The organism is Caulobacter sp. 17J65-9 (assembly GCF_010975005.1).
Classification (GTDB): domain Bacteria; phylum Pseudomonadota; class Alphaproteobacteria; order Caulobacterales; family Caulobacteraceae; genus 17J80-11.
Window position 1 is genome coordinate 1 of sequence record NZ_JAAIVC010000015.1, and the last position, 25,892, is coordinate 25,892.

At 70.6% G+C, this 25,892-nt stretch carries 29 protein-coding genes and 1 pseudogene; 10 read left to right on the top strand and 20 right to left on the bottom strand.

Going from position 1 to position 25,892, the window contains the following annotated elements; genetic code table 11:
• The 5 genes and pseudogenes from G3573_RS04455 to G3573_RS04475 all read right to left on the bottom strand — a co-directional run.
• A pseudogene (locus G3573_RS04455) lies at positions 1 to 202 on the bottom strand (hypothetical protein); the annotation flags it as partial.
• Between the two features lie 64 nt (positions 203 to 266).
• Positions 267 to 737: a hypothetical protein gene (locus G3573_RS04460; protein ID WP_163259650.1), complete on the bottom strand. Its 471-nt coding sequence runs from the start codon at positions 735 to 737 to the stop codon at positions 267 to 269.
• Between the two features lie 67 nt (positions 738 to 804).
• Complete coding sequence (gene folB / locus G3573_RS04465; protein ID WP_163259651.1) at positions 805 to 1,197, bottom strand: dihydroneopterin aldolase; 393 nt, start codon at positions 1,195 to 1,197, stop codon at positions 805 to 807.
• A gap of 4 nt (positions 1,198 to 1,201) precedes the next feature.
• The gene (locus G3573_RS04470; RefSeq protein ID WP_163259690.1) at positions 1,202 to 1,951 is read right to left on the bottom strand and encodes an SDR family oxidoreductase; all 750 of its coding nucleotides are present in this window, start codon (positions 1,949 to 1,951) and stop codon (positions 1,202 to 1,204) included.
• On the bottom strand, positions 1,951 to 2,103 hold the full coding sequence (locus G3573_RS04475; protein WP_163259652.1) for a hypothetical protein: 153 nt from the start codon (positions 2,101 to 2,103) through the stop codon (positions 1,951 to 1,953). The genes G3573_RS04470 and G3573_RS04475 overlap by 1 nt, the downstream gene beginning before the upstream one ends.
• A 52-nt stretch (positions 2,104 to 2,155) precedes the next feature.
• Here G3573_RS04475 and G3573_RS04480 point away from each other — a divergent pair, with 52 nt between their 5' ends.
• Complete coding sequence (locus G3573_RS04480; protein ID WP_240454514.1) at positions 2,156 to 2,632, top strand: NUDIX domain-containing protein; 477 nt, start codon at positions 2,156 to 2,158, stop codon at positions 2,630 to 2,632.
• Between the two features lie 3 nt (positions 2,633 to 2,635).
• On the opposite strand, the gene G3573_RS04485 is transcribed toward G3573_RS04480, so the two are convergent.
• Genes G3573_RS04485 through G3573_RS04500 form a run of 4 tightly spaced genes read right to left on the bottom strand, consistent with a single transcriptional unit; the run spans position 2,636 to position 6,483 of the window.
• Entirely contained in the window at positions 2,636 to 2,899 is a 264-nt protein-coding gene (locus tag G3573_RS04485; RefSeq protein ID WP_163259654.1) for a hypothetical protein, read from the bottom strand.
• Positions 2,896 to 4,326 carry a radical SAM protein gene (locus G3573_RS04490; RefSeq protein WP_163259655.1) on the bottom strand — a complete coding sequence of 477 codons (1,431 nt, stop codon included), beginning with the start codon at positions 4,324 to 4,326 and terminating at the stop codon, positions 2,896 to 2,898. The genes G3573_RS04485 and G3573_RS04490 overlap by 4 nt, the downstream gene beginning before the upstream one ends.
• Positions 4,247 to 5,017, bottom strand: a complete 771-nt coding sequence (locus G3573_RS04495) for a prolipoprotein diacylglyceryl transferase family protein (RefSeq protein ID WP_163259656.1) — start codon at positions 5,015 to 5,017, stop codon at positions 4,247 to 4,249. The genes G3573_RS04490 and G3573_RS04495 overlap by 80 nt, the downstream gene beginning before the upstream one ends.
• Positions 5,014 to 6,483, bottom strand: a complete 1,470-nt coding sequence (locus G3573_RS04500; RefSeq protein WP_163259657.1) for a S41 family peptidase — start codon at positions 6,481 to 6,483, stop codon at positions 5,014 to 5,016. Before G3573_RS04500 ends, G3573_RS04495 begins: the two co-directional genes overlap by 4 nt.
• Before the next feature lie 119 nt (positions 6,484 to 6,602).
• Here G3573_RS04500 and G3573_RS04505 point away from each other — a divergent pair, with 119 nt between their 5' ends.
• The 3 genes from G3573_RS04505 (at position 6,603) to pgsA (ending at position 9,661) form a co-directional block, all read left to right on the top strand.
• The gene (locus tag G3573_RS04505) at positions 6,603 to 7,049 is read left to right on the top strand and encodes a DMT family transporter (protein ID WP_163259658.1); all 447 of its coding nucleotides are present in this window, start codon (positions 6,603 to 6,605) and stop codon (positions 7,047 to 7,049) included.
• A 22-nt stretch (positions 7,050 to 7,071) separates the two neighbouring features.
• The gene (gene uvrC, locus G3573_RS04510; protein ID WP_163259659.1) at positions 7,072 to 8,949 is read left to right on the top strand and encodes an excinuclease ABC subunit UvrC; all 1,878 of its coding nucleotides are present in this window, start codon (positions 7,072 to 7,074) and stop codon (positions 8,947 to 8,949) included.
• Positions 8,950 to 9,028: 79 nt separating this feature from the next.
• Positions 9,029 to 9,661: a CDP-diacylglycerol--glycerol-3-phosphate 3-phosphatidyltransferase gene (gene pgsA / locus G3573_RS04515; RefSeq protein WP_163259660.1), complete on the top strand. Its 633-nt coding sequence runs from the start codon at positions 9,029 to 9,031 to the stop codon at positions 9,659 to 9,661.
• A gap of 54 nt (positions 9,662 to 9,715) precedes the next feature.
• On the opposite strand, the gene G3573_RS04520 is transcribed toward pgsA, so the two are convergent.
• From G3573_RS04520 to G3573_RS04530, 3 genes are all read right to left on the bottom strand, one after another.
• The gene (locus G3573_RS04520; protein WP_163259661.1) at positions 9,716 to 10,231 is read right to left on the bottom strand and encodes an energy transducer TonB; all 516 of its coding nucleotides are present in this window, start codon (positions 10,229 to 10,231) and stop codon (positions 9,716 to 9,718) included.
• 84 nt (positions 10,232 to 10,315) lie between these two features.
• Entirely contained in the window at positions 10,316 to 10,840 is a 525-nt protein-coding gene (locus G3573_RS04525) for a beta/gamma crystallin-related protein (protein WP_163259662.1), read from the bottom strand.
• A gap of 64 nt (positions 10,841 to 10,904) precedes the next feature.
• Positions 10,905 to 12,587 carry a cisplatin damage response ATP-dependent DNA ligase gene (locus G3573_RS04530; protein WP_163259663.1) on the bottom strand — a complete coding sequence of 561 codons (1,683 nt, stop codon included), beginning with the start codon at positions 12,585 to 12,587 and terminating at the stop codon, positions 10,905 to 10,907.
• 69 nt (positions 12,588 to 12,656) lie between these two features.
• Between G3573_RS04530 and G3573_RS04535 the strand changes: the two genes are divergently transcribed.
• Positions 12,657 to 12,938: a DUF1294 domain-containing protein gene (locus tag G3573_RS04535; RefSeq protein WP_163259664.1), complete on the top strand. Its 282-nt coding sequence runs from the start codon at positions 12,657 to 12,659 to the stop codon at positions 12,936 to 12,938.
• Positions 12,939 to 13,013: 75 nt separating this feature from the next.
• On the opposite strand, the gene G3573_RS04540 is transcribed toward G3573_RS04535, so the two are convergent.
• The 5 genes from G3573_RS04540 to G3573_RS04560 all read right to left on the bottom strand — a co-directional run bounded on the left by G3573_RS04540 (position 13,014) and on the right by G3573_RS04560 (position 18,220).
• Positions 13,014 to 13,478, bottom strand: coding sequence for an RcnB family protein (locus tag G3573_RS04540; RefSeq protein WP_163259665.1), 465 nt, complete (start codon positions 13,476 to 13,478; stop codon positions 13,014 to 13,016).
• Between the two features lie 160 nt (positions 13,479 to 13,638).
• Positions 13,639 to 14,058: an RcnB family protein gene (locus G3573_RS04545; RefSeq protein WP_163259666.1), complete on the bottom strand. Its 420-nt coding sequence runs from the start codon at positions 14,056 to 14,058 to the stop codon at positions 13,639 to 13,641.
• A gap of 153 nt (positions 14,059 to 14,211) precedes the next feature.
• Entirely contained in the window at positions 14,212 to 15,822 is a 1,611-nt protein-coding gene (locus tag G3573_RS04550) for a M20/M25/M40 family metallo-hydrolase (RefSeq protein ID WP_346427342.1), read from the bottom strand.
• A 74-nt stretch (positions 15,823 to 15,896) separates the two neighbouring features.
• Positions 15,897 to 17,675, bottom strand: coding sequence for an ATP-binding protein (locus G3573_RS04555; protein ID WP_163259667.1), 1,779 nt, complete (start codon positions 17,673 to 17,675; stop codon positions 15,897 to 15,899).
• Positions 17,676 to 17,938: 263 nt separating this feature from the next.
• Positions 17,939 to 18,220 (bottom strand): BolA family protein, encoded by a 282-nt coding sequence (locus G3573_RS04560; RefSeq protein ID WP_163259692.1) that lies wholly within the window; start codon positions 18,218 to 18,220, stop codon positions 17,939 to 17,941.
• 48 nt (positions 18,221 to 18,268) lie between these two features.
• On the opposite strand from G3573_RS04560, the gene G3573_RS04565 reads away from it, so the two are divergent.
• The 5 genes from G3573_RS04565 to G3573_RS04585 all read left to right on the top strand — a co-directional run bounded on the left by G3573_RS04565 (position 18,269) and on the right by G3573_RS04585 (position 23,982).
• Positions 18,269 to 18,943: a J domain-containing protein gene (locus tag G3573_RS04565; RefSeq protein WP_163259668.1), complete on the top strand. Its 675-nt coding sequence runs from the start codon at positions 18,269 to 18,271 to the stop codon at positions 18,941 to 18,943.
• 223 nt (positions 18,944 to 19,166) lie between these two features.
• On the top strand, positions 19,167 to 20,174 hold the full coding sequence (cobS, locus tag G3573_RS04570; protein ID WP_163259669.1) for a cobaltochelatase subunit CobS: 1,008 nt from the start codon (positions 19,167 to 19,169) through the stop codon (positions 20,172 to 20,174).
• A 5-nt stretch (positions 20,175 to 20,179) separates the two neighbouring features.
• Positions 20,180 to 21,049 carry a hypothetical protein gene (locus G3573_RS04575; protein ID WP_163259670.1) on the top strand — a complete coding sequence of 290 codons (870 nt, stop codon included), beginning with the start codon at positions 20,180 to 20,182 and terminating at the stop codon, positions 21,047 to 21,049.
• Between the two features lie 57 nt (positions 21,050 to 21,106).
• Positions 21,107 to 23,053 carry a cobaltochelatase subunit CobT gene (cobT, locus tag G3573_RS04580; protein ID WP_163259671.1) on the top strand — a complete coding sequence of 649 codons (1,947 nt, stop codon included), beginning with the start codon at positions 21,107 to 21,109 and terminating at the stop codon, positions 23,051 to 23,053.
• Positions 23,050 to 23,982 (top strand): esterase-like activity of phytase family protein, encoded by a 933-nt coding sequence (locus tag G3573_RS04585; RefSeq protein ID WP_163259672.1) that lies wholly within the window; start codon positions 23,050 to 23,052, stop codon positions 23,980 to 23,982. The genes cobT and G3573_RS04585 overlap by 4 nt, the downstream gene beginning before the upstream one ends.
• A 193-nt stretch (positions 23,983 to 24,175) precedes the next feature.
• Here G3573_RS04585 and G3573_RS04590 read toward each other — a convergent pair whose 3' ends face one another.
• From G3573_RS04590 to G3573_RS04600, 3 genes are read right to left on the bottom strand one after another with little or no spacing between them, the layout of a single operon-like run.
• A complete protein-coding gene (locus G3573_RS04590) occupies positions 24,176 to 24,739 on the bottom strand; it encodes a demethoxyubiquinone hydroxylase family protein (RefSeq protein ID WP_163259673.1) in 564 nt (187 codons plus the stop codon).
• Positions 24,729 to 25,253: a disulfide bond formation protein B gene (locus tag G3573_RS04595; protein ID WP_163259674.1), complete on the bottom strand. Its 525-nt coding sequence runs from the start codon at positions 25,251 to 25,253 to the stop codon at positions 24,729 to 24,731. The genes G3573_RS04590 and G3573_RS04595 overlap by 11 nt, the downstream gene beginning before the upstream one ends.
• Before the next feature lie 53 nt (positions 25,254 to 25,306).
• Positions 25,307 to 25,882: a YqaA family protein gene (locus G3573_RS04600; protein ID WP_163259675.1), complete on the bottom strand. Its 576-nt coding sequence runs from the start codon at positions 25,880 to 25,882 to the stop codon at positions 25,307 to 25,309.
• Positions 25,883 to 25,892: the final 10 nt, after the last annotated feature.

Here is a 25,892-nt window from a genome sequence, read left to right on the forward strand (position 1 = left end):
AGGCGGTGTCGGGCGCGCCCGCGCCGATGGTGCGGCCGTGGTGCGCGCCGCCGGACAGGGCGTCGGCGCCCATGGCGCCGGCCGGGCTGAAGGCCGGGTCGCTCTCGATCCGGCGCGCCTCTTCCGACGGCTCGGGCGGCGGCGGCGGAACCATGGGTTCCTCCGGCTGGGTCGGCTCGTTCGGGTCCTTCGGATCGCTCATATTGGCCTGCGACTCGCTGATCGGCGTTCGGTCATGGTGCGACGTGCGTCCGCGCCGCGCAACGTCAGCCGGCCGGGGCCGGCGTCGGCGCCGGCCCCGGGGCGGCGGTCGCCGGACCGTTGCAGCGGCCAAGCGTGATCGGCACGTCCCACGGTCCGCCGGACACGATCATCTGGCCCGGCTCGCTCGGGTCGAGCAGCAGCAAGACGTCGACCTGCGACGTCCGCCCCTCGGCCGAGCAGTCGCCGGTGAGGGTGTAGCCGCTCTCGGTCTTGGAGACCTTGCTCCAGGTGCAGGTCGTCTCGCCGGCGGTGCGCACGCCCTGGGCCGTGAACATCCAGGCGCCCGTGGCGCACATGTCGGGCTTGGCCGCCCAGACGCCGACGAAGGACGGCGGCTCGTCGAGGGGCTGGGCCGCCGCCGGCGGGACCGGCGGCTGGGCCTGTTCGTCGCGCGCGGGCCCCGGGGTCACCTCGCGGCCCTTGCAGGCCGCCGCCAGCGGCAACAGGCACAGACAGAGCACGGCCAGACGCATCGCACGCTCCTTCTAGAGGTCAACGCGCCTTCGGCGCGCCGGTTCGCCCCGTCGCCTTCGCCCCGCTTCAGGCGCGGGACAGCGCCACTTCGCAGCCGGCGGCTTCCGCGCCTGGGATGGCCTCGGGCTTTTCGACCCGCACGCGGACGGCGCGCACGCGCGGGTCGTCCAGGCAGGCGCGCGCCAGCCGGTCGGCGTATTCCTCGACCAGGTCGACGTGGCCGGCGGCGGCCAGGGCGCGGGCCTGGGCGGCCACGGTCTCGTAGTTCACGGTGTCGGCGAAGCGGTCGACGCGCTGCTCGCCCAGCTCCAGCTCGACGTCGACGACCAGCGGCTGGGCGCGGCCCTTCTCGTGAGCGTAGACGCCGATCTCGGCGTCCACCCGCAGGCGCTTGACGAACACCTTGAGCGGGCCGCGGCGCACGGCCTCGAGGCGCGTCGGCGTGGGGGCGAGGGTCATGAGCTCAGGGTTCCAGCACGTCGGGCGTGCGCCAGGCAAGGTGCTGGCCGCCGTCGACGGCGATCATCTGGCCGGTGACGGCGGGCGAGTCCACCAGGAACAGGACCGCCGCGGCGATCTCCTCGGGGCTCGCCCCACGCTCCAGCAGGGTGCCGCCGGCCTCGGCGGCGAAGTCGTCGGGGCTCTGCCAGATCGAGGCCAGGGTCGGGCCCGGCCCCACCGCGTTGACGCGGATCTTCGGGGCCAGCGCCTGGGCCAGCGTGCGGGTGGCGAACCACAGGCCGGCCTTGGACAGCGAATAGGAGAAGAACTGCGGGTTGGGCTTCCACACCCGCTGATCGACGATGTTGACGATCGAGGCCCCGTCGGGAGCCTGGCGGGCGAAGCTCTGGGCCAGCACCAGCGGCGCGCGCAGGTTGGTCTCCATGTGCGCGTCCCAGCCGTCGCGCGTCATGGTCAGCGCCCGGTCGTCCCGGAAGGTCGAGGCGTTGTTGACCAGCACGCTGACCGGGCCGAGCGCCGAGGCGGCCTTGGCGACCACCCGCTCGACTTCGGCTTCCTTGGTCAGGTCGGCCTTCACCAGGGCCGCGGCGCGCCCCTTGGCGGCGATCTCGTCGGCCAGGGCCTGCGCCTCGGCTTCCGAGCGGCCGTAGTGGACGGCCACGTCGAAGCCCGCGTCGGCGAGCTTCAGCGCGACGGCGCGGCCGATCCGCTTCGCCGCGCCGGTGACGAGGGCCGTTCCGCGCACGGCGATCAGTCGAGGCGGCCGAACTCGTAGAGGTTCAGCGCGGCCAGGGCGACGATGAAGACGGCGATGGTGGCGATGGCGATCATCGGACGAGACTCCGGAACAGGTCGCGCCGGGCTTAGCGGGCGGCGACGGTTACGGCAAGCGGCGCGACGCATGCGGGCGCGGCGTATATGCTGGCCGCACCTATCCGTTCCTGAGGAATGCGCCTTGGCCGGCACCTGGCGACGGTCCGTCGAACCGTTCACCCGTCCCCTGTTCTTCGCCGTCTCGCGCGCCACGCGCGGCATGACGCTGGGCGTGCGCGGGCTGGTCACCAACGCCGACGGCCACGTCCTGCTGATCGAGCACACCTACCTGCACGGCTGGTGGCTGCCCGGCGGCGGCGTCGACCGCGGCGAGACGGCCGAGCAGGCGGTGATCCGCGAGCTGCGCGAGGAGGCGGGCGTTGCGGTGCAGGGCCGCCCGCGCCTGCTGTCGGTCCACTCCAACGAGCGGTTCTTCAAGGGCGACCACGTGCTGGTCTTCCGGGTGACCGACTGGACGCCGACCGAAGCCACCTCGCACGGCGAGATCGCCGACGTGCGCTTCTTCCCGCCCGACGCCCTGCCCGAGACCACCAACCCGGCCAGCCGACGGCGCATCGCCGAGGCCCTGTTCGGCGCCGAGCCCGACACCGCCTGGTGAGGCTCAGCCGCTGCGGCGCAGGCCGCGGCCGAAAATGAACAGGCCCAGGCCGACGATGATCGGCAAGGCGCCGAACAGCAGCGGGATGAGGATCGCCTCGCCCATGCCGCCCATGCCGGACGATCCTGGCCGCTTCAGCTCGTCGCCGACCAGCATGACCAGGAAGCCGGCCGTGCAGAGCCCCGAAAGGGTGAAGACCAACACGCCGACGACCATGACCAGGCCGCCGAAGAACGTTCCGACCGAACGCTTTTTCTGACCGCTCACGCCGCTCCTCCCCGTCCGCGCGCCAGGGCCGCGGCGCCCGGCGCGCCCGGCCGATAGAAGGTGTTGTAGGTGTCGAACGGGATGATCCGGCCGTCCGGCTCCACGAAGTGCACGCAGGACCGCTTCACCGTGCCGAGGTCGAAGTTGAAGCGGTCGAGGAACTGGGACACGACCACGCGGAAGGTGTCGGCGTAGCCGATCTGCTCTGGCACGGCCGCTTCCGGCAGGCAGCACAGCAGGGCGGCCAGCTTCTCCGAGGTGTCGGTCTGGGCCGTGGACAGCGACATCAGGTCGAACACCCGCCGCTGCAGCTCCGGATAGCTCTCGAAGGTGACGGTGTTCGGGGCGGCGGCGACCAGCAGTTCGCGTGGCAAGAGCGAGGTGACCGGCACCACCTTCTCGCCGTCGCGCAGGCCGTAGCCGATGCAGATCTGGTCCGGATTGCACGGCAGCGGGATCAGGTCTTCCAGCGCGAACACGCCCGCCTCGGCGATGCGCCGGCGCACTTCCGACAGGACGATGCGGTGGCGCTTGGGATCGAAGCCGTCGTTGCGGCCGGCGTCCTGGATCGGCTGGAAGGTCACGCCCCTCACGCAGCGCCACTTCAGGGCGAAGCGGACGATGTCGGCGATCTCGTCGTCGTTGACCCCGCGCTTGAGGGTGACCACCAGGGTGGTCGACAGGCCCACGCGCTCCAGCGCCTCAAGCGCCTGGACGCGGATCGCGCTCAGGTCGGCCCCGCGCAGGTCCATCAGGGCCTCGCGCTTCAGCGAGTCGAACTGGAGATAGACCTCGAAGCGCGGCGCGAACTCGGCCAGCCGCTCGGCGAAGCCCGGCTCGCGGGCGATGCGCAGGCCGTTGGTGTTGATCATCAGATGGCGGATCGGCCGGCGCCGCGCCGCCGCCAGGATCTCGAAGAACTGCGGGTGGATGGTCGGCTCACCGCCGGAGATCTGCACCAGGTCCGGCTCGCCTTCGGAGTCGACCAGCACGTCGAACATGGCCTCGATCTCGGCCAGCGGACGGTGGCCCTCGCGCTTGACCGAGGAGTCGGCGAAGCAGACCGGGCAGCTGAGGTTGCAGGCCTCGTTGACCTCCACGATGGCCAGGCACGAGTGCTGCTCGTGGTCCGGGCACAGGCCGCAGTCGTAGGGGCAGCCGTGGTCGGTGCGGGTCTGGGCGGTCAGCGGCCGATCGCCGGGCTTCAGCCAGTCCTTCTGGGACTTCCAATAGTCGACGTCGTCGCAGACCAGGGTCTTCTGCACCCCGTGGTCCCGGCAGCGCTTGAGGAAGAAGACGTCGCGATCTTCGACCACGATCTTGGTCGGGGCCAGGCCCAGGCAGGTCTCACACAGGCTCGTGGTCTGGCCGAAGAACAGGTAGGGCGCGACCTTGCGCGTCGCGTTCTCGCCGGAGCTCCCGTCCATAGAACACGCCCCCGTAGACGATCAGCCCCAGGCTGAGCAGGTGGAACAGATTGAACGGTCCGGCCACGCTTGGATAGGGCTTGAGGAACTCCCAGGCGAACCGCTGCAGGCCGTACCAGGCGCACAGGACGTAGAAGCCCCGCTTCAGGGCCCACGGCGCGCGGGCGTTCAGGCCCGCCAGATAGACGGCCAGGAACAGGGCCATGGCCAGGGCTTCGTAGACCTGCACGGGATGGCGCCCGACGCCGTCGCCGAGGTCCACCGCCCAGGGCAGGGCCGTCGGCGTCCCGTAGGTCCGGTCGGCGAGCCCCGAGAACAGGCAGCCCATCCGGCCGATCACGACGCCCAGCGCGAACGAGCCCACGAACACCACGCCGGTCGAGCCGCGGATGCCCCGCATGAGCTTGTACAGCTCGACCGCCGCGATCGCGCCGACCAGGCCGCCCGCCACGCTGTGCGACAGCATGGGCGAGGCGGTGCGCAGGGTGTTCAACGACCCGGCCAGCCAGGCTCCCGTCACGGCGCCCAGCGCCAGGGCGGCGAACCAGCCGGAGCCGACCTGCATCGCCGTGCGCTCGACCGCCGCGCGCAGCCGCCAGCGGTAGAGCACCGCGCCCAGGGCCGCGCCCGCCAGCCAGGCCGTCAGGTCGAAGGCGACGTGCGCGAGCGGATGGGTCGGGACGGCGATCATCGCGCTGTCTGAGCCACCCAAGCCTCCAGCGCGGCGGTGTCGGCGATGTCGCCCCCGAACGCCTTCTCCGGAATGAAAGGTCCGATCTGGCGCGGCGCGCCCAGGGCGACCTTCTGCAGGGTCGAGAACCAGCCCAGCCCGGACGGCAGGGGCGCCTCACGCACCTCCATGTAGCGGGTCGCCGCGTCGGTCGCCTCGCCCAGGTGCAGCGCGCCCAGACGCCGGAAGTCGCGGGTGACCAGCAGGCACGAGCTGAAGCAGGCGTTGTCGGTGAGCACCACCAGCCGGCCCTTCAGCAGCGAGCCCTTGCCGCTGGCCGGCTTCGGCTCGGGCCGGTCCACGCCGGGACAGGCTCGGACCGGCTCGTCGAACGGACGCCCCTGCTCGATCGCCGCTGCGATCTCGCGTTCCAGCGCCTCGTAGTAAGCCACCGTGTCCGGCCCCCGCGAGGGAGCCTGGTGCAGGCGGAAGTCGCGGACGGCCTCCAGATTGCCGGACGTGGCGCGCCACAGGGCCGGGCAGTCGCCGGCCTCGGCCTTGAGGTTGCGGGCGACATAGGCCTCCCCGGTCAGGGCGCTCGCCAGCTCCACGCCGAAGGCGGACGAGCCGCCGCCGTTGCCGCGCAGGTCCAGCACGACGATCGGCGCGGTCCGGATCTCCGCGGCCTTGGCGGCCACCTCGTCGATCACCGGCCGGGCGCGGTCGTCCAGCGACTGCAGCGAAATCCACCAGCCGCCCTCGAAGCGCCGCACGCCGAAGCCGGCCTCGCCGGCGCTGACCGCCTTGCTAAGCTGCGGCTGAAGCACGGCGCCGGTCGCCGCCCGCCACTCGAGCCCGACCGTCTGGGTGCGCCCCTCCTGTTCGAACTCGCAGGCCGCGGGCCGCTTCAGGAACGGGTTGCCGTCGTCGAGCAGCAGCCAGGGCGCGTTCTGGATGCGCTGCGCCTCGATCGACCACACGGCGCGGAAGCCGCCGACGCGTTCCTTCGCCAGCGCGTCGGCGTCGCGGCCGTCGCAGCCGACCAGCCGCGCCCCCTCGAGCGAGGCGGCCTTCTCGGGCCGCGCGTCGACCGCCACCCGCCAGGCGCCGCCGCGACGGGCGACGACGATCCCGGTCCAGGCGTAGCTGGCCGGACGCAGGCTCTGGCGCGCCCAGATATGCTTGTCGCCCAGGTCGGTGGCGAAGCCGTTCATCACCGCCGCGTAGCCCGTGTAGCCCTGCACCTCCGCGGCCCGCGCCAGCGCAGTCTCGCGGGCGTGGGCGAGACCGGTCTGGAACGCCTCGTCGCCGAGTTCAGGCGCGGCGCCAGGGTGGTTGTCGCGGATCAGCCGAAAGGCGGCGTCGAGGTCGATTTCGGTCAGGGCGCGCCAGTGCGCGGCGGCGGCGTCCGACGGCGTCTGCGCCGCGGCCGTACCGGCCAGCGCCAGACCGAAAAGCAGGCCCGCGGCCGCGCCCCTGACCGACATGTTCGCAATCCCCCGTTCTCCGAACCGGATTTAGAGCTCGACCGGAACGGTGTCACGCCCGTAGGACCGGCGTGCGTCGCAGATTGGTCGACGCGAACCGTCGCCGTCGGGAGCCGCCCGTGAACCAGGTCCTTTCCGCCATCCTCGTCATGCTGGTCGGCGGCGCCCTGCTGGCCCTGCAGGCCCCGACCAACGCCATGCTGGGCCGGGCGGTCGGCTCGCCGGTCAACGCCGCCTTCGTGTCCTTCCTGGTCGGCACGGCGGTGCTGATCGTGGTGACGCTCTCGCTGCGGGTGAAGCCGGACGTCGAGGCGGTGAAGGCCCTGCCCTGGTACGCCTGGCTGGGCGGAGCCTACGGCGCCTTCCTGGTGGCCGCGACCACCTTCGCCGCGCCGCGCATCGGCGTGGCCTCGGCCCTGACCCTGGCGATCTCCAGCCAGCTGGTCGTGGCCCTGGTGCTGGACCAGTTCGGCGCCTTCGGCCTGGCCAGGCTGGCGGTCACGCCGGCCAAGGTGGCCGGCGTCGTGCTCGTGGCCATCGGCGTGGTGCTGGTTCGTCGCGGGTGATCCGGCGCGGCCGCGGGCCTATATGATCCCGCTGATGGACGACTCGACCGCCCTCCCCCAGGCCCTGATCGGCGCCGAGCTGATCCGCGACGAGGCCCGCCGCGCGCCCGACTGCGCCGGCGTCTACCGGATGATGGGCGACGCCGGCGAGGTGCTCTACGTCGGCAAGGCCAAGAACATCAAAAAGCGCGTCACCCAGTACGCGCAGGGCCGCTTCCACACTCAGCGCATCGCCCTGATGGTGTCGCTGACCCGGTCGATGGAGTTCGTCACCACCGCGACCGAGACCGAGGCCCTCCTGCTGGAGGCCAACCTCATCAAGCGGCTGAAGCCGAAGTTCAACGTGCTGCTGCGCGACGACAAGAGCTTCGCCGAGCTGCTGATCCGCCGCGACCACCCCGCACCGCAGATCCGCAAGCACCGCGGCGCGCGCACCATGAAGGGCGACTATTTCGGCCCGTTCGCCTCGACCTGGGCGGTGAACCGCACGCTGAACACGCTGCAGAAGGCCTTCCTGCTGCGCTCCTGCTCGGACAGCGTGTTCGACAGCCGCACCCGGCCCTGCATGCTGCACCAGATCAAACGCTGCTCGGCCCCGTGCGTGAACCTGGTCACCCCGACCGAGTACGCCGAACTGGTCGAGGAGGCCGGGGACTTCCTGCGCGGCAAGAGCCGGGCGGTGATCCAGCGGCTGTCGGACGAGATGCAGGCGGCGTCCGACGACCTCGACTTCGAGCGCGCCGCCCAGATCCGCGACCGCGTGCGGGCCCTGTCGGCCATCGCCATGGAGCAGTCGATCAACCCGGAGACGGTGGAGGAGGCCGACGTCTTCGCCCTGCACTTCGAGGGCGGCCACGCCTGCGTGCAGGTGTTCTTCTTCCGGGCCGGACAGAACTGGGGCAACTGGGCCTACTTCCCGCGCGTGGACAAGTCCGACACCGAGCCCGAGATCCTCTCGGCCTTTATGAGCCAGTTCTACGAGGACAAGCCGATCCCGCGGCTGATCCTGGCCTCGCACGAGCCGGCCGAGCAGGTGCTGCTGGCCGACGCCCTGGCCCTGAAGCGCGAACGCAAGGTCGAAATCCAGGTCCCCCAGCGCGGCGAGAAGCGCGACCTGGTCGACCACGCCCTGAAGAACGCCCGCGAGGCGCTGGGCCGCAAGCTCTCGGAGAGCTCGGCCCAGGGCAAGCTGCTGGAGGGCGTGGCCGAGACCTTCAAGCTGGACGGCCCGCCCGAGCGCATCGAGGTCTACGACAACAGCCACGTCATGGGCACGAACGCGGTCGGCGGCATGATCGTGGCCGGGCCCGACGGCTTCCAGAAGAACCAGTACCGCAAGTTCAACATCCGCGGCGACGAGCTCACCCCCGGCGACGACTACGGCATGATGCGCCAGGTGCTGGGCCGGCGCTTCTCGCGCCTGGTCAAGGACGAGGAAGAGGGCGAGGACCCGATCCGCCCCGACCTGGTGCTGATCGACGGCGGGGCCGGCCAACTGGCGGCGGCCCTGGTGGTGATGACCGAGCTCGGCGTGGACGACATTCCCGTCGTGGGCGTGGCCAAGGGGCCGGACCGCGACGCCGGCCTGGAGCGGTTCTTCATCCCGGGCCAGGAGCCGTTCATGCTCGAGCCCAAGAGCCCGGTGCTCTACTACCTGCAGCGACTGCGCGACGAGGCGCACCGCTTCGCCATCGGCAGCCACCGCACCCGGCGCAAGATCGACATGCACAAGAACCCGCTCGACGAGATCGAGGGGATCGGCCCGCGCCGCAAGAAGGCGCTGCTCGCCGCCTTCGGCTCGGCCAAGGGCGTGGCCCGCGCCGGCGTGGCGGACCTGGCCAAGGTCGACGGCGTCAACGACGCGCTCGCGCAGCGCATCCACGACTTCTTCCGGCGCTGAGCCCTTGCGTAAGCTTAGCCGGAGACAAATTCGGCGCTCGCGCGCTATGGATGGCGGGTCTTATCGACCGAGGAATCAGATGACCGCCGTCAACCCGCTTCCCAACATCCTGACCTGGCTGCGGCTGGTCGCGGGCATCGTGTTGTTCGCCCTGCTGGCCAGCGCCGTGGGCGCGGTGCCGTTCGCCGACCACATCCCGCCGGACATGCAGGAGACCTTCGCGGTCTGGGCCTTCATCATCTTCGTGGTCGGCGCGGTCACCGACTGGTTCGACGGCTGGCTGGCCCGCAAGCTGAACGCCACCACCGACTGGGGCGCCACCTTCGACCCGATCGCCGACAAGATCCTGGTCTGCGGCACCATCCTGGGCCTGGCCTCGCTGGGCCAGCAGCCGCACATCGTGGTGCCGGGCGCGCTGATCCTGTTCCGCGAGTTCGCCGTGTCGTCGCTGCGCGAGTCCTCGGCCTCGCGCGGCATCAAGCTGCCGGTCACCCTGCTGGCCAAGTGGAAGACCACCCTGCAGCTGCTGGCGCTGGGCCTGGAGCTGTTCGCCTACGTCTGGCCGTTCCTGGGCCTGCCCGACGATCCCGCCGTGCGCGGCCCGGTGACCAACACCGCGCACGTGCTGATGTGGGTGGCCGCGGCGGTCAGCCTGTGGACCGGCTGGGGCTACTTCCACGCCGCCCGCCTGAAGATCTCGCACGAGCGCTGAAGCAAGCCTGCGGACGCCGGTCGCCCGGCGTCCGCATCAGCACTTGAGCAGGATCTAACGTCCGTCGAGGACGTAGCCGGGTTCGTTCCGTTCCGAGTCGTAGCGCTTGCCCTGCCGGCGAGCCATCTCCCGGGCCTTGCGGTCCACGACCACCGGCGTCGCCGAGGCGTCGCCCTCGCCGACCTCGGGGCCCGACGGCAGCTCCGGATTGACCGCCGCCCGCAGCCCTTTCCCGGCCACCGGCCAGTAGCGCAGGGTCGCCTCGCGGACCCGGGCGTGGTCCAGGTCGCAGTACTGCGTGTCGAAACGCCAGGACTTCACCGCCTTCACCGCCGCGGTGCGGAACGCGTCGGCCGCATCCGCCTCGCGAACGCGCACCTCGGTGGTGCGGCCTTCGGCGTCCACGCGATAGCTGACCGTGACCCAGTGGTCGCGATCCTCCAGTCCCGTGGTGTCGAACGACGGCGCCGGTTGGTAGGTCGCCTGCGCCTTGCAGGTGTCGGCGGCTTGCGCGAGCCCCGCGAAGCCGAGCACGGCCGCCGACGCGGCCGCGAACACGACAAGTCTCATGGGTGGTCCCCTTTGGTGTCCCCGCCGCTCAAACTTGACTGTGGCGGTCGAAGTTCCAGGCCGCTCGCGGCGCGGACGAACTCCTCACTTCTTCCTGGGCGGAGGCGCCCGGCGCAGGGACGACACGTCGTTGGCCATGCCCAGCGTGGTGGTGTCCGGAACGCTGGTGGTCAGGTCGTCGCAACGGCCTGAATAGCGGATGCCGGTGCACACCTCCCAGGGACCGGCGTCGGCGGCCAGCTCGATCGAGCGCACCCGGTCGTTCAGGCCGATGTCGCCGAGATCGGCGACGTCGCCGTTGATCGCCCGCCATTCCCCGCGCCAGACCGTGCCGGTGTAGAGCACGATCGGCGGCCGCCCGCCGCCGGGGCAGACCAGTGCGCCGGCCTGCGACACGCCGATGTCGCGGCCGCGGCAGTCCAGGGTCTCGATCGAGCTTTCGCGCGGCGCGCCGGACGGGTCGCGGCACAGGGCGCGCAGGGTCGAGCCGTGCATGCGCGCATCCTCGCAGCGCGACGTGTAGCTGCCCTTCGGCGGAACCGGTGAGGGCGCCCAGGCCGCAAGGCCCGTGGTCGCCAGCCAGGCCAGCACTGCGAACGGAGCGCGCATCGACGCCTCCTCGACGCGTCCGGCCCACCAATCGGCGACCGGCGCCGCCGGTTCCGTGCTTATATCAGGCCCGTCCGCCGCCCGCTTCGATGCGCTCCAGCAGCGCCTGCACGGTCTCCAGCGTGTCGGCCTCGCGCGAAGGCTTGTCCCAGCGGATGCGGCTGATGCGCGGGAAGCGCATGGCCACGCCCGAGCGGTGGCGCGGCGAACGCTGCAGGCCTTCGAACGCCACCTCGAACACCAGGCCGAAGTCGCGGTCGGCGCGCACCGAGCGCACCGGCCCGAACCGTTCGACCGTGTGGTCGCGCACGAACTTGTCGATCAGCTTCAGCTCCTCGTCGGTGAAGCCGAAGTACGCCTTGCCGACCGGGGTCAGCTGCCCCTCCTCGGTCCAGACCCCGAAGGTGTAGTCCGAATAGAAGCTTGAGCGCTTGCCGTGACCGCGCTGGGCGTACATCAGCACGGCGTCCAGCAGGTAGGGATCGCGCTTCCACTTGAACCACGGCCCCTTCGGCCGGCCGGGCTCGTAGACCGAGTCCCAGCGCTTCAGCATCAGGCCTTCGGCCGCCGCGCCGACCGGCGGATCGGCGCGCAGGGCGACCAGCTCGCCCCAGGTCTCGAACGGCACCAGCGGCGACAGGTCCAGCCGCGGCGACGGGTGCGCCGCGACGAAGTCCGTCAGCCGCGCGCGACGCTCGGCGAACGGCAGGGCGCGGGTGTCCTGGCCGGCGTCGGACAGCAGGTCGTAGGCGCGCACGACGGACGGGAAGGCCTTGATCAGCTTGGCGCCAACGGTCTTGCGGTTGAGCCGCTGCTGCAGGTCGGCGAAGGGCGCGACCTGGCCGTCGCGGATCACCAGCAGCTCGCCGTCGATCACGCCGTCGAAGTCGAGCGCGTCCATCAGGTCGGGGAAGGCGCCCGAGATCTCGTCGCCGGTGCGGCTGTAGAGCCGCTTCACCCCGCCCTCGCACACCGCCTGGACGCGGATGCCGTCCCACTTCCACTCGGCGGCGAAGTCGGCCGGGTCGAGCTTGGCGAAGTCGACCGCCTCGTCGATCGCGTGGGCCAGCATGACCGGGCGGAAGCGGCCGGGCGCATCGGCGGACGGCCGGTCGGAGCGGCCCTCCAGCCAGGCGAACAGGTCGCCGTAGGGCGCGGCCAGCGCGTGCCAGACCTCCTCGATCTCGGCGACGTCCACGGGTTCCAGCGGCGCGCCCGCCTCCGCCGCCTCGCCGGGGCGGGCCGGCAGCGGGACCCGATCGGGCCGGATCATCGCCGCCGCGGTCTTGGCAAGGCGTGCGGACAGCCCCACCCGCAGGCCGCCGGTGACCAGCTTCAGCAGCGCCCAGCGGCCGGTCGAGTCCAGGGCGTCCAGCCAGCCCTCCAGCAGGCCCTGCACCTCGTCGCGTTTGGCGGTGCGCAGGGCCTCGACCACCTCGGACAGCTCGGGCTCGCGGTTGGGCCGGCGCGAGGGGTCGACCGGCCAGATCAGGGCTACGGTCTCGGCCAGGTCGCCGACATAGTCGTAGGACCAGCCGAACAGCACCGGATCGATCCGGGCCTCCACCGCGCGGCGGATCATGGCCGGCTTGGCGGCGTGGAAGGACAGGTCGCCGGTCAGCGAGGCCAGCGCCCAGCCACGGTCCGGATCGGGGGCCGCGCGCAGGTAATCCCGGACCAGCACCAGCTTGGCGTTGCGGGACGACGTCAGCGAGAGCCGGTCGAGCAGGTCGGCGAAGGCGCGCATTTGCGGGGAACGATAGGCTCCGTTTAGATCCGGCCGCTAGCCTGACGCGACAAGGCCGAAACGCGTTCCATGCCGCTGCTGATCTATCTCGCCGCCGTCAACCTGATCGCCTTCGCCGCCTACGCCTGGGACAAGCAGCGGGCGGTGGCGCGCAAGCGGCGCGTGCCCGAGCGCACCCTGCTGTTCCTGGCCGCGGTCGGCGGCAGCCCGGGCGCCTTCGCAGCCCAGCGGATCTGCCGCCACAAGATCAGCAAGCGGCCGTTCCAGGCGGTGTTCCGGATGATCGTCCTGGTGCAGGCGGCGGCCCTGGTCTGGGCGGTCGTGGGACACGGGATCGTTCGCCTGCCCTGACGCGCAAAAAAGAACCCCGGAACCGAGGTTCCGGGGTGGGGGAAGTTGGCTCGAAGGAAACCTTCGGGGAGGGACTTACTCGAACAGGCCGGAGACCACGCCCGCGATCACGCCGGTGGCGACGGCGGTCAGCACCGCGTTGTCGTCCACCCGGGTCCACACGTAGCCGCGCGGCGGGGCGTAGAGGCCGTAGCGGCCGTAATCCACGCGGTAGGCCGGGGCGTAGTAGGCCGCCGGCAGACGGTCGCCGTAGCGCCAGTCGCGGTACACGTAGCCGTACGGACGGTGGTAGACGCCGGCGCGATAGCGACGCTCGGCGGCCCGCCAGCGAGCTTCCTCGGCCCGGGCGTAGGCCCGGTCGGCCTTGCGCATGGACTTGTAATAGTCACGGTCGGCCCGCTCGCGGTCGCGGTAGTAGTCGCGATCGTCGTGGCGGTCGTGATGGCCGCGGCCGTGATCGTGGGCGCTGGCGGTGGTGGCGGCGCCCAGCGCGCCAGACGCGATCGTCAGGGCCAGGGCGGCGGAGAGAACCTTTTTCATCGTGCGTCTCCTACTGAACTGAGGCCCACCATGACGGAGCCTAGCCGAACCCAACCTGAACGGCGGTGTTCAGCTACGGTTCATCTGCGCCGCCGTCGCGCCGTTGTACGACAACGCCCCGGAGGCCGGCTCCGGGGCGTTGTGACGCTTGGTTGAACGCCTATTCGAACAGGTCGACCACCACCGAGGCGATCACACCGGTGGCGATGGCGGCCAGCACCGCCTTGTCGTCCACCCGGGTCCACACGTAGCCCGGCGGCGGCGCGTACAGGCCGTAGCGCTCGTATTCCAGCCGATAGACCGGGACGTAGTAGGCGGGCGGCAGGCGCTCGCCATAGCGCCACTCGTGGTGGACGTGGCCCGGCGGCGGGCTGTAGCGCCCGGCCCTGTAGCGACGTTCGGCGGCGCGCCAGCGGGCGCGTTCGGCCTTGGCCTCGAACTTTTCGGCCTTGCGGTCGTCGTGCCCCCGTTCATCGTGTCCGCGACCGTGCCCGCGATCCCGGGCGTCGGCCGCCGGGGCCGCGGCGAGCGCGCCGACCGCGACGACGGCGGCGAGGGCGGTGGAGAGGATCCTGTTCATCGTGCGTCTCCCTTTCTCGGAGCGCACGGTGGGCTGCGTCGCCCGAACGAAATCCCAACAACGATGCTTAGCCGCGCGTTCAGTAAAACGCCCCGGCGGTGAACCGCCGGGGCGTTTGCAGGAAGGGTCAGAGCCCTTTCCGGGGCGTGCGGATCACTGCTCGTCCGGGTCCGGATAGGCGAACGGATCGGTCGGCTTGGGCTGGGTCGGCACGACGTTGCGCGGCAGCGGCTCGTCGGCCTCGGCGGCGTTCAGCAGCATCCAGGCCATGACCGCGGCGGCCTGGCGCAGATCTTCCGGACGCAGATGATCGAAGCTGTCCAGGTCGGTGTGGTGGACCTGGGAGCCGTAGTCCAGCGGGTCCTGCACGAACTGGAAGGCCGGCAGGCCGACGCGGGCCATGTAGACGTGGTCGGTGCCGCCGGTCGGCGCGATCACCACCTGGTCGGCGCCCTGGCTGCCGTAGGGCGAGAGCCACTCGCGCAGCACCTTGGCGGCGGCGACATTGCCCTCGGCGTAGACGCCGCGGATCTTGCCGGAGCCGTTGTCCAGGTTGAAGTAGGCGGCCAGGTCCTTGTAGCCGGGCAGCGGCGTGACCGGGAACTGGCTCTGCGACACCGACGGGCCCATCGCCTGCTTGGCCGCGTCCGGATGCGGCGGGCGCTTGGCCAGGTGGCTGTCGACGTAGGCGGCCGAGCCCAGCAGGCCCTGCTCCTCGCCGTTCCACAGGGCGAAGCGGATGGTCCGCTTGGGCTTCACGCCCAGCGCCTGCAGGATGCGCGCGGCCTCCATCACCACCGCGGAGCCCGCGGCGTTGTCGGCGGCGCCGTCGGAGGCGACCCAGCTGTCCAGGTGCGCGCCGGCCATCACGTAGCCCGCTTTGGGGTCGGAGCCCGGAATTTCAGCGAAGACGTTGTAGGCCTTGGTGTCGCGGTCGTCGAAGCGGACCTGGCTGTCGATCTGAAGCTTCACCGGGCCGGTCTTGGCCAGGCGCGCCAGCCGACGGTAGTCCTCAGCGGCGATCTCCACGCCGGGCAGGGAGGGCGTGTCGCCGACCTTGTAGTTGTAGCCGGTGCCGTGGACGAGGCCGTTGTCGCGGGCCGACATGCGGCCCCAGGCCACCGCGCCCTCGGCCTTCAGGAAGGCGTCGAGCTTGCCGGCGAAGGCGCGGCGCTCGATCGACTTGTCCAGCTCGTCCGGATCGAACTTCGGCTGGCGGTACTCGTCGCGCTTCTTCACGTCGGCGTCGGCCAGGCGCACGAAGGCGGGGTCCTTCGCGTCCTTCGGCGGGGCCGGCCAGCTGATCAGCACGATCTTGCCGGCGAGCTTGCCGCGCCACTGATCGAAGTCGGCCTCGCGCTTGATCGGGGCGACGATCACCTCGGCCGACACGGGGCCGTTGGTGGCCGGGGTCCAGGCCACCGGAATGGCGCGCAGCTCGATCGGGCGGGGCGTGATCATCTTCACGCTGGAGGACTCGATCCACCAGCCGCGGCCGAAGTCGAAGCCTTCGGTGTGGACGTTCGACAGGCCCCACTCGCGGAACTGGGCCTGGGTCCAGCGCTCGGCCTCGCGCATGGCGGGCGAGTTGGTCAGGCGACCGCCGATCCGGTCGGTCAGGTACTCGGCGGTGTCGACCACCTCGCCGTGGTTGAAGGCCTGGTCGTTGATGCGGTTGACCATGCCGAGGTCGGCCGGCTTGGCCTGCGCGCTCGAACCGAGCAGGGCCGCGGCGGCGACCGCGGCCATAAGATACGTCTTCACTGTTGGACTTCCCCCTATTGTATGGCGACGCTAGACTCGCGCGCGCGCCGTCACAAGGGGGCGGCCCGCGGCGCTCAGGCCGCCGGCCGCAGGCCCTCGCGGCCGGACGGGACGCGGTGCAGCAGCCCGGCCAACGCCTTGAAATCGATGGGCTTGTTGACGTAGGCGTCGGCGCCGGCGGCATAGCCCGCCTCGTGGTCCTCGGCCCGGGCCGAGGCCGACAGGATCACCACCGGCGTCTCGCGGTTCGGGCCCTCGGTCTCGCGCAGCCGGCGCGTGGCGGTCAGCCCGTCCATCACCGGCATGTTCACGTCCATCAGGATCAGGTCGTAGGCCTGCGCCTCGCACAGGTTCAGGGCCAGCTGGCCGTTCTCGGCCGAGGCGGTGGCGTGGCCGGAGGAGGCCAGCCAGGCCTCGACCAGCATGCGGTTGACCGGGTGGTCCTCGACCACCAGCACCTTCAGCGGCTCGCCGGAGTCGAGGTCGGCGGTGACCTCCTCCTCGACCTTGGCGCGGGCCCAGGCGCGCACCTCGGCATCAATGGTCAGCACGAAGGTCGAGCCCTGGCCCGGCGTGGATTCCAGGGTCAGCTCGCCGCCCATCATCTCGGCCAGCTTGCGCGAGATGGTCAGGCCCAGGCCCGTGCCGCCGAAGCGGCGGGTCGAGGAGGCGTCGAGTTGGGTGAAGGGCTGGAACAGCCGCTCCACGTCCTCCTGCGCGATGCCCGGCCCGGTGTCGGACACGGCGAAGCTCAGGCGCGCGCGGCCGCCTTCGAGGCGTTCCGACGAAAGCTTCAGGCGCACGGCGCCCTTGTCGGTGAACTTCACCGCGTTGGACAGCAGGTTGTGCACGATCTGCGACAGGCGGTTCGGGTCGCCGATCACCGCCACCGGGGCCATCGGGTCCAGATCGACGACGTAGTCGACGCCCTTCTCGCGGGCCCGCGCGGTCCAGGCGGCGCCCAGGCGCTCGACCAGTTCCGGCAGCTCGATCTCGATGGCTTCCAGCTGCATGCGGTCGGCCTCGATCTTGGTCAGGTCGAGGATGTCGTTCAGCAGGGCCAGAAGGCTGTCGCCCGAGTTGCGGACGATGGAGACGTATTCGCGCTGGGTCGCGTCCAGCCGGCTCGAGGACAGCAGCTGGGCGGCGCCCAACACCCCGTTCATCGGCGTGCGCAGCTCGTGGCTGACCACGGCCAGGAAGGCGGACTTGGCCTTGTTGGCGGCGTCGGCCTTGTCGCGCGCGCCCTTCAGCTCGGCGATCAGGTGGGCCTGGTGGTCCTGGAAGGCGGTGATCTTGGCCTGGCCGACGGCGCTGACGATGGTGTGCACCGCCAGGCCCGAGGCCATCATCGGGAAGGCGGCGACCAGCGGCCAGAAATCGGGCGTGCCCCACAGGCTGGCGGCGAAGCCGATCAGCACGGCGGTGTAGGGGGCCGACACGGCCAGGGCCTGCTTGGGCGAGTTGCGCAGCTGGCTGAACACCAGCAGGTAGCCGACGCCGATCAGCGACAGGGCCAGCGGCCGGCCGAAGGCGTGGTGCGAGGTCCAGGCCAGCACGGGCGCGGCGGCCCAGAACACGGTTGTGGCGGCGCCCACGGCCGGGAACACGGCGCCCCAGCCGCGCTTCATGCCGGACGCGATGCGCTTCTCGAACCAGCCGCGCACGGCGCCGGCGGCCGAGGTCAGGACGAACCAGGCCAGCGCCGCGAGCGGCGGAATGGTCACGGCCAGCGCGATCGCCCAGCTGGCGATCAGCCAGTAGCGCAGGTAGTTGGTCTGCAGAATGGTCGAGAGGGCCTGGGCCGCCTCGCCGGGCTTCGCCTGACGGCGCCCCGTCCTTGTTTCGGCCATGCCCTCCCCCCGGACGGCGTTTAGGTCGGGGAAAGTTCTATCGTGACCGTTTTAAGACGAGGTGAATCTCTCCTCCACCGTAGAGCGAAGCGGCACGGGGGAGGGGGACCATGCGAAGCATGGTGGAGGGGGCGAGCCGCAGCCGCCCCGCTCAAAGTCTATTCGAATCCGGACCTTACCTTTACGTCGCGCGCCGGCTCGCCCCCTCCACCACACTTCGTGTGGTCCCCCTCCCCCGCTTCGCAGGGGAGGAGAAAATGCCCTCAGCCCGTCTCGGAAGGGGACAAAGCTTTTATCGAGAGGGCGTGCACGGGGCCGGCCAGTTCTTCGCGCAGGGCCGCGTTGACCCGCCTTTGACGTTCGACGCGAGTCAAGCCCTCGAAAGCCGCCGACACGATCACCACGTTGAAATGGCTCTCTCCGCCTTCGCGCGTTCCGGCGTGGCCGGCGTGGCGAGCGCTGTCGTCGACGATCTCCAGCCGGTCGGGGCTGAAGGCGGTTTCCAGCTTCCGCCGTAACGCCTGCGTCACAGAGCCTGGGGACATTTCACGGGTTTCCTTGAAAGCGACTCTTTCGGGCTTAGACTTCGGATCATGAGCGGCGCGTTTCAATACAAGCCCAAGTTCGTGGACATCCGCGTCCGTCCTCCCAAATCCGAGGAGGAGGAGGCCGCGAAGAACGACGTCAATCGCCTGAAGCCCGGCGAGAAGCGTTGCGACCATCCGGACTGCCTGTCGGTGGCCACCGCCAAGGCGCCCAAGTCGCGCGACCTGCCCAACGACTTCTACAATTTCTGCCAGCCGCACGCGGCCGAGTACAACAAGAGCTGGGACTATTTCGCCGGCATGAACGAGGGCCAGATCCGTCGGGCCCGCGAGGACGAGCTGACCACCGGCGGGCGGCCGACCTGGGCGTTCAAGGCCTCGCCGAACTCGCGCGAGGCGGCCGCCTTCGCCGCCAAGATGGGCGGGCAGAACACCGGCGGGGCCGGGGCCTACGCCGACCCGTTCGGCATCTTCGGGGCCGCCAAGCGCCGCGCCCAGGCCGAGGCCGAGACCGCCTCGCGCCGGCTCGGCAAGCTGGAGCGCCAGGCCCTGGCCGACCTCGACCTGGACGACAACGCCGACAAGGAGGCGATCCGGGCCCGCTACCTGGACCTGGTCAAGCGCTGCCACCCCGACGCCAACGGCGGCGACCGCTCGGCCGAGCACAAGCTCCAGCGCGTGATCAAGGCCTACAAGACCTTGCAGAAGACCGGGATGGCGTGAGCCTCCCCTCTCCTCCCCTGTGAGCGAAGCGAAACGGGGGAGGGGGACCACGCGAAGCGTGGTGGAGGGGGCGAGCCGGGAGCGCGCCCATCACTCTATAGCGAGCGGCGGCGGTTCGCCCCCTCCACCGCCGTTCCGGCGGTCCCCCTCCCCCGCTTCGCAGGGGAGGAGATAACGGCGCGAAGCTCTCGACCACACCCGTCCGGGCGCTTAGATAACGCCCATGTCCGTGAGCACCGCCCTCCCCGAAACCGATCCCCTGCTGGCCATGGAGCCGCACCGCCGCGTGTCGGTGCGCGAGGCCTTCGGGGTCGACAGTGACATGACCGTGCCGGCGTTCGAGACCGCCGACCCGCACGTGCCGGAGATCGACCCGGCCTACCGGTTCGACCCGCAGACCACGATCGCGATCTGCGCCGGATTCGCCTACGACCGCCGCGTGATGGTCCAGGGCTATCACGGCACCGGCAAGTCGACCCACGTCGAGCAGATCGCAGCTAGGCTGAACTGGCCGCTGGTGCGGGTGAACCTGGACAGCCACGTCAGCCGCATCGACCTGGTCGGCAAGGACGCCATCGTGCTGCGCGAGGGCAAGCAGGTCACCGAATTCCGCGAGGGCATGCTGCCCTGGGCCATCCAGCGCCCGATCGCGCTGGTCTTCGACGAGTACGACGCCGGCCGCCCGGACGTGATGTTCGTGATCCAGCGCGTGCTGGAGGCTCAAGGCCGCCTGACCCTGCTGGACCAGAACCGGGTGATCCGTCCGAACAAGTGGTTCCGCCTGTTCTCGACCACCAACACCATCGGCCTGGGCGACACGACGGGGCTGTATCACGGCACCCAGCAGATCAATCAGGGCCAGATGGACCGCTGGAACATCGTCACCACCCTGAACTACCTGGACCACGACACCGAGCAGCAGATCGTGCTGGCCAAGACCCCGGAGTACGACAACCCCGAGGGCAAGCGCACCGTCGCCGCCATGGTCCGGGTCGCCGACATGACCCGCAACGCCTTCATGAACGGCGACATCTCCACGGTGATGAGCCCGCGCACGGTGATCACCTGGGCCCAGAACGCCACCATCTTCGGCGGCGACGTGGGCATGGCCTTCCGCATGACCTTCCTGAACAAGTGCGACGAGCTGGAGCGCCCCACCGTGGCCGAGTTCTACCAGCGCGCCTTCGGGACCGACCTGCCGGAGAGCGCCGCGCGGGTGAAGGTGGCGTAGCCAAGATGGCGATCATCGAGACAACCTGCAGCCATTGCCACCGCCAGGCGCAGGTCAAGCTTGTTGCCCGGATTTCTGATGGTCCACGCGCAGGCCGCGCAATGGGACATACCGGCTGGGCGCGATCAATTGCGACCAGCGCTACGACCTCTGCTCGCATCTCGAACCTAGGCAACGAGGCGAAGCGGCAGACGCTACTGAAAGATCTGCAAAGCGCCGCCTCCCAGATAGATAAAATCAAGATCGCGGGAGAACTCGCCCAAATTGCCGCAAAGGGAAAAGACCCGATCATTGCTGCATTTGCCGGAAAGTGTTCGTTTGTAGATTGCGGCGGCCCCATCCTTCTCATTGGAAGCCTTGATCATCCTTACGACGTAGCGTTCCAGCCGACTTCAGAACAGTGGGCCGGGATACACGTGCAAGCGTTCAATGGCGGAGCTTTTGAACTCGCGACGATCTATCCAGTCGCCAGTGGCCTGGACCCTCACCCGGCTTGGCCACAGGTCGCAAAGGAGCAGTTGCCAGAACTCGTCGAAGACCTTAACCGCAACCGGAGTCCCAGTCGTATTCTGGCGGGCGCACGCACAGTTCTGGACACTATGCTTAAGGACCTCCTGAAGGAGGATATGCCCAACGGAAGGGGAGCAGCTATTCGACTGCTGCACGAGCGCGGCATCGTAACAGAATCGATCGCCGAATGGTCAAAGAAGCTTTGGAAGGACGGCTCGGACGCTTCACATGACGGCTCAGGAGATCGCGCGCGAGCCACTGCATACCTCGATTTTTTGAAAGTACTTCTGCGCGTTGCCTATGTGCTTCCCCACGACATTGAAGCGCTAAAGGCAAAGGAAGATGCCGAAGCGCTAATTGGATAGCCGCCGTTCGGCCTCCGGCACCTTACGTTCCCCGGTACCCCGCGCTATCTCACCCCCATGGCGTCCAAGACCGAAAGCCCCGTCGAGCCGTTCAAGCGTGCGCTGGCGCACGCCACCCGCTCGCTGGCCGAACAGCCGGACCTGGAGATCACCTTCTCCGGCGACGGTCCGCGCCTGGCCGGCAACGTGGCGGTGCTGCCCCATCCCCCGCGCGATCTGAACGCGCGTGACGCCGCCCGCATTCGCGGCCTGGCCGACCAGATGGCGTTGCGCCTGGCCCACCATGACGCCGCCGCCTACGCCAAGGCGCGCCCGGCCGGCAACGAAGCCGCCGCCGTGTTCGAGGCGCTGGAGCAGGCCCGCATCGACGCGATCGGGGCCAACACGCTCGGCGGCGTGAAGGCCAACCTGGCCGCCGCCCTGGAGCACCGTCTGGAGAAGACCGGGCTGAACCGGGTCACCGATCCGTCCATGGTGCCGCTGGCCGACGCGCTGCACCTGATGGTGCGCGAGCGGCTGACGGGCGAAGGCCCGCCGGACGGCAGCCGCATCGCCGTCGAGCTGGTGCGCGAGAACATCGAGCGCCGCGCCGGGCGCGAGCTGGACCGGCTGCTCTCCGCCCTGCACGACCAGTCCGCCTTCGCCCGGATCGCCAAGGCGGTGCTGCGCGACCTGGAGATGGGCGAGACCGAAGCCACGGCCGAGGACACCGCCGACGAGGAAGGCGACGAGGACCAGGGCGCCGAACCCGAAGAGGGCGAGGACGACGACAGCGGCGGCGACAGCCAGGGCCAGGACGGCGCCTCGATGGAGCGGGGCGAGGACGCCTCGTCCGATAGCCAAAGCGTCGACCAGCAGGCCGGCGACAGCGACATGGACGCCGAGGCCGAGATGTCCGACGAGGGCCCGGAGCTGGGCGAAGGCGTCCTGCCCAACCGGCCCGACATCAAGGACTCAGGCGCGGTCGAGCCGGCCTACAAGGTGTTCACCCGCGCCTTCGACGAGGAGGTGCTGGCTGAGGACCTGTGCGATCCGGAGGAGCTGGATCGCCTGCGCGCCTTCCTGGACCAGCAGCTGGCGACCCTGTCGGGCGTCGTCTCGCGCCTGGCCAACCGGCTGCAGCGGCGCCTGCTGGCCCAGCAGAACCGCGCCTGGAGCTTCGACCTGGAGGAAGGCGTGCTGGACGTGGCGCGCCTGACCCGAGTGATCGTCGACCCGACCGCGCCGCTCAGCTTCAAGCAGGAGGAGGACACCCCGTTCCGCGACACGGTGGTGACCATCCTGCTCGACAATTCCGGCTCCATGCGCGGGCGCCCGATCATGGTGGCGGCGGTGTGCGCCGACATCCTGGCCCGCACGCTGGAGCGCTGCGGCGTGAAGACCGAGGTGCTGGGCTTCACCACCCGCGCGTGGAAGGGCGGGCAGTCGCGCGACGCCTGGATCAAGGCCGGCAAGCCGCAGAACCCGGGCCGCCTGAACGACCTGCGCCACATCGTCTACAAGCCGGCCGACAGCCCCTGGCGGCGCGCGCGCAAGAACCTCGGCCTGATGATGCGCGAGGGCCTGCTGAAGGAGAACATCGACGGCGAGGCGCTGATGTGGGCGCACCAGCGCCTGATCGGCCGGCCCGAGGCGCGGCGGATCCTGATGGTGATCTCCGACGGCGCGCCGGTCGACGACTCCACCCTCTCGGTCAACTCCGGCCACTATCTGGAGCGCCACCTGCGCCAGGTGATCGGCGAGATCGAGACCGCTTCGCCCGTCGAGCTGATCGCCATCGGCATCGGCCACGACGTCACCCGCTACTACCAGCGCGCCGTGACCATCGTGGACGTCGAGCAGCTGGGCGGGGCCATGGTCGAGAAGCTGGCCGAGCTGTTCGACGAGCGGCCCAAGGCCGTGGGCCGCTCCGAACCCGGCCGCACCCGCGCCTTAGAGGCGGGCGGCGCGCTGAAGCGCTTCACCAAGGCCGCTTTGGCCCAAGCCGTCGCCGCCGGCCGATGAGATCCGCCCTCGCCGTCCTGGCCGCTCTGGCGGCGCTGTCCGCCTGCGCCGCGCCCGAGCGTCACAGCGAGCCGGCCGCCAGCCAGCCGGAGCCGCGCTGGGCCGCCGTGCGGGTCACCGCCACGCCGGTCCCGCTCGGGATCGAGGCCCCGGCCGGCCTGCGCTACGCCGGCGGGATCGCCCTCACCAGCCCCGACACCTCGCGCCTGCACGGCCTGTCGGATCTGCGGGTCGGAACCGACGGGCGGCTGGTCGCGGTCAGCGACGACGGCGACCTGTTCGAGGCCAAGCTGGCTCTAGACGCGCAGGGACAGCTGGTCGGCCTGAGCGACGCGCGGATCAAACCGCTGACCGGCGAGACCGGCGCGGCCCTGCAGGGCAAGGCCGAGGGCGACGCCGAGGGGCTGGCGGTGCTGGCCGACGGGCGCACCCTGGTCAGCTTCGAGCGCGACCACCGCGTGCTGGTCTATCCGGCCGGCGGCGGACGCCCGGTCCGCGGGCCGATCCCCGACGTGCGCATGGGCGACAACGAAGGCCTCGAGGCCCTGGCCGCCTGGCCGGCCAAGGGCGCCGACGCCTATCTGGCCGGCGCCGAGGACGGCCGCACCTTCGTCTGCCGCCTGTCGGGCGCCTGCGCGCCGGTCGACCTGGGCGCGGCGCCGAGCGGCTTCGGCCTGGTCGCCGCCGACATGGAAGGCCCAGAGCCGCTGCTTCTCTACCGCGCCTGGGACCCGGTGCGCGGCAGCCGCATCCGCCTGAAGGCCGGCGGGCGGGAGCTGCTGTCGCTGGAGCGGCCGGCGAGCGTCGACAACTTCGAGGCGATGAGCGCGGTGCGGGGCGACGGCGGCACGCGCATCTACCTGCTGTCGGACGACAATTTCTCGGACGGACAGCGGACGCTGCTGCTGGCGCTCGACTGGGCGCAGTAGCGCCTTCTCCCCTTGAGGGAGAAGGAGGGTCCCGTCCACCGGAGCCCGAAGGGCGCAGGTCTGGACGGGAGGATGAGGGGTCGCGCGACCTCTCAGCTTCGAACCGCCGCGCGACCCCTCATCCTCCCGCGCAGCCCTCCGCTGACGCTCCGGGGCGCGGGCTCCGTCCTTCTCCCTCAAGGGGAGAAGGAGTTCAGACCTTCTCGCTGATCTTGATGGCCGCGCGGCAGCCGGCGCGGATGACGGCGGACAGGACCGCGTAGCCGGGGGCCTCGCGGGCGCCCTCTTCGACCGCCTTGTCGCGGTGGGCCAGTTCGTCGTCGCGGAACTTCGACAGCTCGGCGGCCAGCTCAGGCTCGCGCGCCTGAAGCTCGGCGATCTGGCCGGCGTAGTGCTGCTCGATGACGTTCTCGACCGCCTCGGTGCAGGCGTGGGCGGCCTTCTCGCCCATCAGCGCCGTGCCGACGCCCAGCGTGAAGCCGGCGGCGCGCCACAGCGGGGCCATCAGGGTCGGGCGGACCTTCTGCTCGTTCAGCAGCCGGTCGAAGCGGTCCAGGTGGGCCTTTTCGTGGGCCTCCATCTCCAGCAAGTCGTCGGAGATACGGCCCTTGCCGGCGGCCGCGGCGAACACCGCGCGCTGGCCGCGATAGATGTGCACCGCGCCCAGTTCACCGGCGTGGTCGACGCGCAGGATCTCGCCGAGGCGCTGGCGGACGGCGTCGAGACCCGGACGGGCGAGCGGCGGCTTATCGGCCACGGAAGACGTTCTCCTTGCGGCGCATCGAGGCGATCAGGCTGGCCACGGCCAACCCGGCGGCGATCACAGCGTTCCAGCCGGCCATCGACAGGCCGCCCCAGCTCCAGACCGCCACGTCGCACATCGGCACCTGGACCGACCCGCCGGTCAGCAGCGACTGCAGGCCGGCGATGTCGACCGCGCCGCCGCCGCCGGTGCAGCTGGCCGGCCCGGGCCACCACTTCACTTCGACCCCGGCGTGGAAGACCGCCACGATCGCTTCGCTGGCGAACACCGCGAACAGCAGGAAGGCCGCCACGCGCGGCGTGCCCTTGGAGCGGGTGAACAGGGCCCAGCACGTGGCCGGCAGGGCGATGGCGATGGCCGCCCAGTAGAGCTTGCGCTGCTCCAGGCACAGGTGACAGGGCGCGTAGCCGCCGAAGTGCTGGAAGGCGTGCGCGGTCGCCAGCATGGCCGCGGCGGCCAGCAGGGCGAAGACGGTCCACCACCGGAAGATGAAACGCAGGGCGCTCATGGCCAGACTGTTAACTCCAAGGCCGCGCCGCGTCGAGCGGCGGGCGCGTCAGGTCAGAGCAGGCGCACCAGCAGGACGCCGCCGACGATGAGGGCCAGCACCACCGCCGCGACGGTGTAGAGCCGACGCTCGACGACTTCGAGGATCTGCGGGCCGAAGCGCTTCAGCACCCAGGCGGCCAGGAAGAACCGCGCGCCGCGGGTGACGACCGAGGCCGCGACGAACACCGCGAAGTTGAACTGCGCCAACCCCGAGGCGATGGTCACCAGCTTGTAGGGGAACGGCGTGAGGCCTTTGACCAGGATCACCCACAGGCCGTACTGGCCATAGAGTTCCTTGAACTTGTCGAGCCCGTCGGCGTGGCCGATCAGGCTGAGCACCCACAGGCCGACCGGCTCCAGGAAGTAGCCGATGGCGTAGCCGAGGCACCCGCCCAGCACCGAGGCGATCGTGCAGATCGTGGCGTAGCGGTAGGCCTTCTCCGGCCGCGCCAGGATCATCGGCGCCAGCATGACGTCCGGCGGAATCGGGAAGAACGAGCTTTCGGCGAAGGAAACGGCGGCGAGCGCCTTCGGGGCGTGGCGGCCGGCGGCCAGCTTCATCACCCAGTTGTAGAGGGGTCGGATCACGTCGGCCTTC

What these genes read in the sequence shown, in the direction of transcription:
- G3573_RS04460 (WP_163259650.1), bottom strand. Translation starts at nt 737, where the DNA reads ATGCGTCTGGCCGTGCTCTGTCTGTGCCTGTTGCCGCTGGCGGCGGCC.
- folB (WP_163259651.1), bottom strand. Translation starts at nt 1,197, where the DNA reads ATGACCCTCGCCCCCACGCCGACGCGCCTCGAGGCCGTGCGCCGCGGC.
- G3573_RS04475 (WP_163259652.1), bottom strand. Translation starts at nt 2,103, where the DNA reads ATGCGTCGCGCCGCTTGCCGTAACCGTCGCCGCCCGCTAAGCCCGGCG.
- G3573_RS04490 (WP_163259655.1), bottom strand. Translation starts at nt 4,326, where the DNA reads ATGGACGGGAGCTCCGGCGAGAACGCGACGCGCAAGGTCGCGCCCTAC.
- G3573_RS04495 (WP_163259656.1), bottom strand. Translation starts at nt 5,017, where the DNA reads ATGATCGCCGTCCCGACCCATCCGCTCGCGCACGTCGCCTTCGACCTG.
- G3573_RS04500 (WP_163259657.1), bottom strand. Translation starts at nt 6,483, where the DNA reads ATGTCGGTCAGGGGCGCGGCCGCGGGCCTGCTTTTCGGTCTGGCGCTG.
- uvrC (WP_163259659.1), top strand. Translation starts at nt 7,072, where the DNA reads ATGATCCCGCTGATGGACGACTCGACCGCCCTCCCCCAGGCCCTGATC.
- pgsA (WP_163259660.1), top strand. Translation starts at nt 9,029, where the DNA reads ATGACCGCCGTCAACCCGCTTCCCAACATCCTGACCTGGCTGCGGCTG.
- G3573_RS04520 (WP_163259661.1), bottom strand. Translation starts at nt 10,231, where the DNA reads ATGAGACTTGTCGTGTTCGCGGCCGCGTCGGCGGCCGTGCTCGGCTTC.
- G3573_RS04525 (WP_163259662.1), bottom strand. Translation starts at nt 10,840, where the DNA reads ATGCGCGCTCCGTTCGCAGTGCTGGCCTGGCTGGCGACCACGGGCCTT.
- G3573_RS04530 (WP_163259663.1), bottom strand. Translation starts at nt 12,587, where the DNA reads ATGCGCGCCTTCGCCGACCTGCTCGACCGGCTCTCGCTGACGTCGTCC.
- G3573_RS04535 (WP_163259664.1), top strand. Translation starts at nt 12,657, where the DNA reads ATGCCGCTGCTGATCTATCTCGCCGCCGTCAACCTGATCGCCTTCGCC.
- G3573_RS04540 (WP_163259665.1), bottom strand. Translation starts at nt 13,478, where the DNA reads ATGAAAAAGGTTCTCTCCGCCGCCCTGGCCCTGACGATCGCGTCTGGC.
- G3573_RS04545 (WP_163259666.1), bottom strand. Translation starts at nt 14,058, where the DNA reads ATGAACAGGATCCTCTCCACCGCCCTCGCCGCCGTCGTCGCGGTCGGC.
- G3573_RS04555 (WP_163259667.1), bottom strand. Translation starts at nt 17,675, where the DNA reads ATGGCCGAAACAAGGACGGGGCGCCGTCAGGCGAAGCCCGGCGAGGCG.
- G3573_RS04560 (WP_163259692.1), bottom strand. Translation starts at nt 18,220, where the DNA reads ATGTCCCCAGGCTCTGTGACGCAGGCGTTACGGCGGAAGCTGGAAACC.
- G3573_RS04565 (WP_163259668.1), top strand. Translation starts at nt 18,269, where the DNA reads ATGAGCGGCGCGTTTCAATACAAGCCCAAGTTCGTGGACATCCGCGTC.
- cobS (WP_163259669.1), top strand. Translation starts at nt 19,167, where the DNA reads ATGTCCGTGAGCACCGCCCTCCCCGAAACCGATCCCCTGCTGGCCATG.
- G3573_RS04575 (WP_163259670.1), top strand. Translation starts at nt 20,180, where the DNA reads ATGGCGATCATCGAGACAACCTGCAGCCATTGCCACCGCCAGGCGCAG.
- cobT (WP_163259671.1), top strand. Translation starts at nt 21,107, where the DNA reads ATGGCGTCCAAGACCGAAAGCCCCGTCGAGCCGTTCAAGCGTGCGCTG.
- G3573_RS04585 (WP_163259672.1), top strand. Translation starts at nt 23,050, where the DNA reads ATGAGATCCGCCCTCGCCGTCCTGGCCGCTCTGGCGGCGCTGTCCGCC.
- G3573_RS04595 (WP_163259674.1), bottom strand. Translation starts at nt 25,253, where the DNA reads ATGAGCGCCCTGCGTTTCATCTTCCGGTGGTGGACCGTCTTCGCCCTG.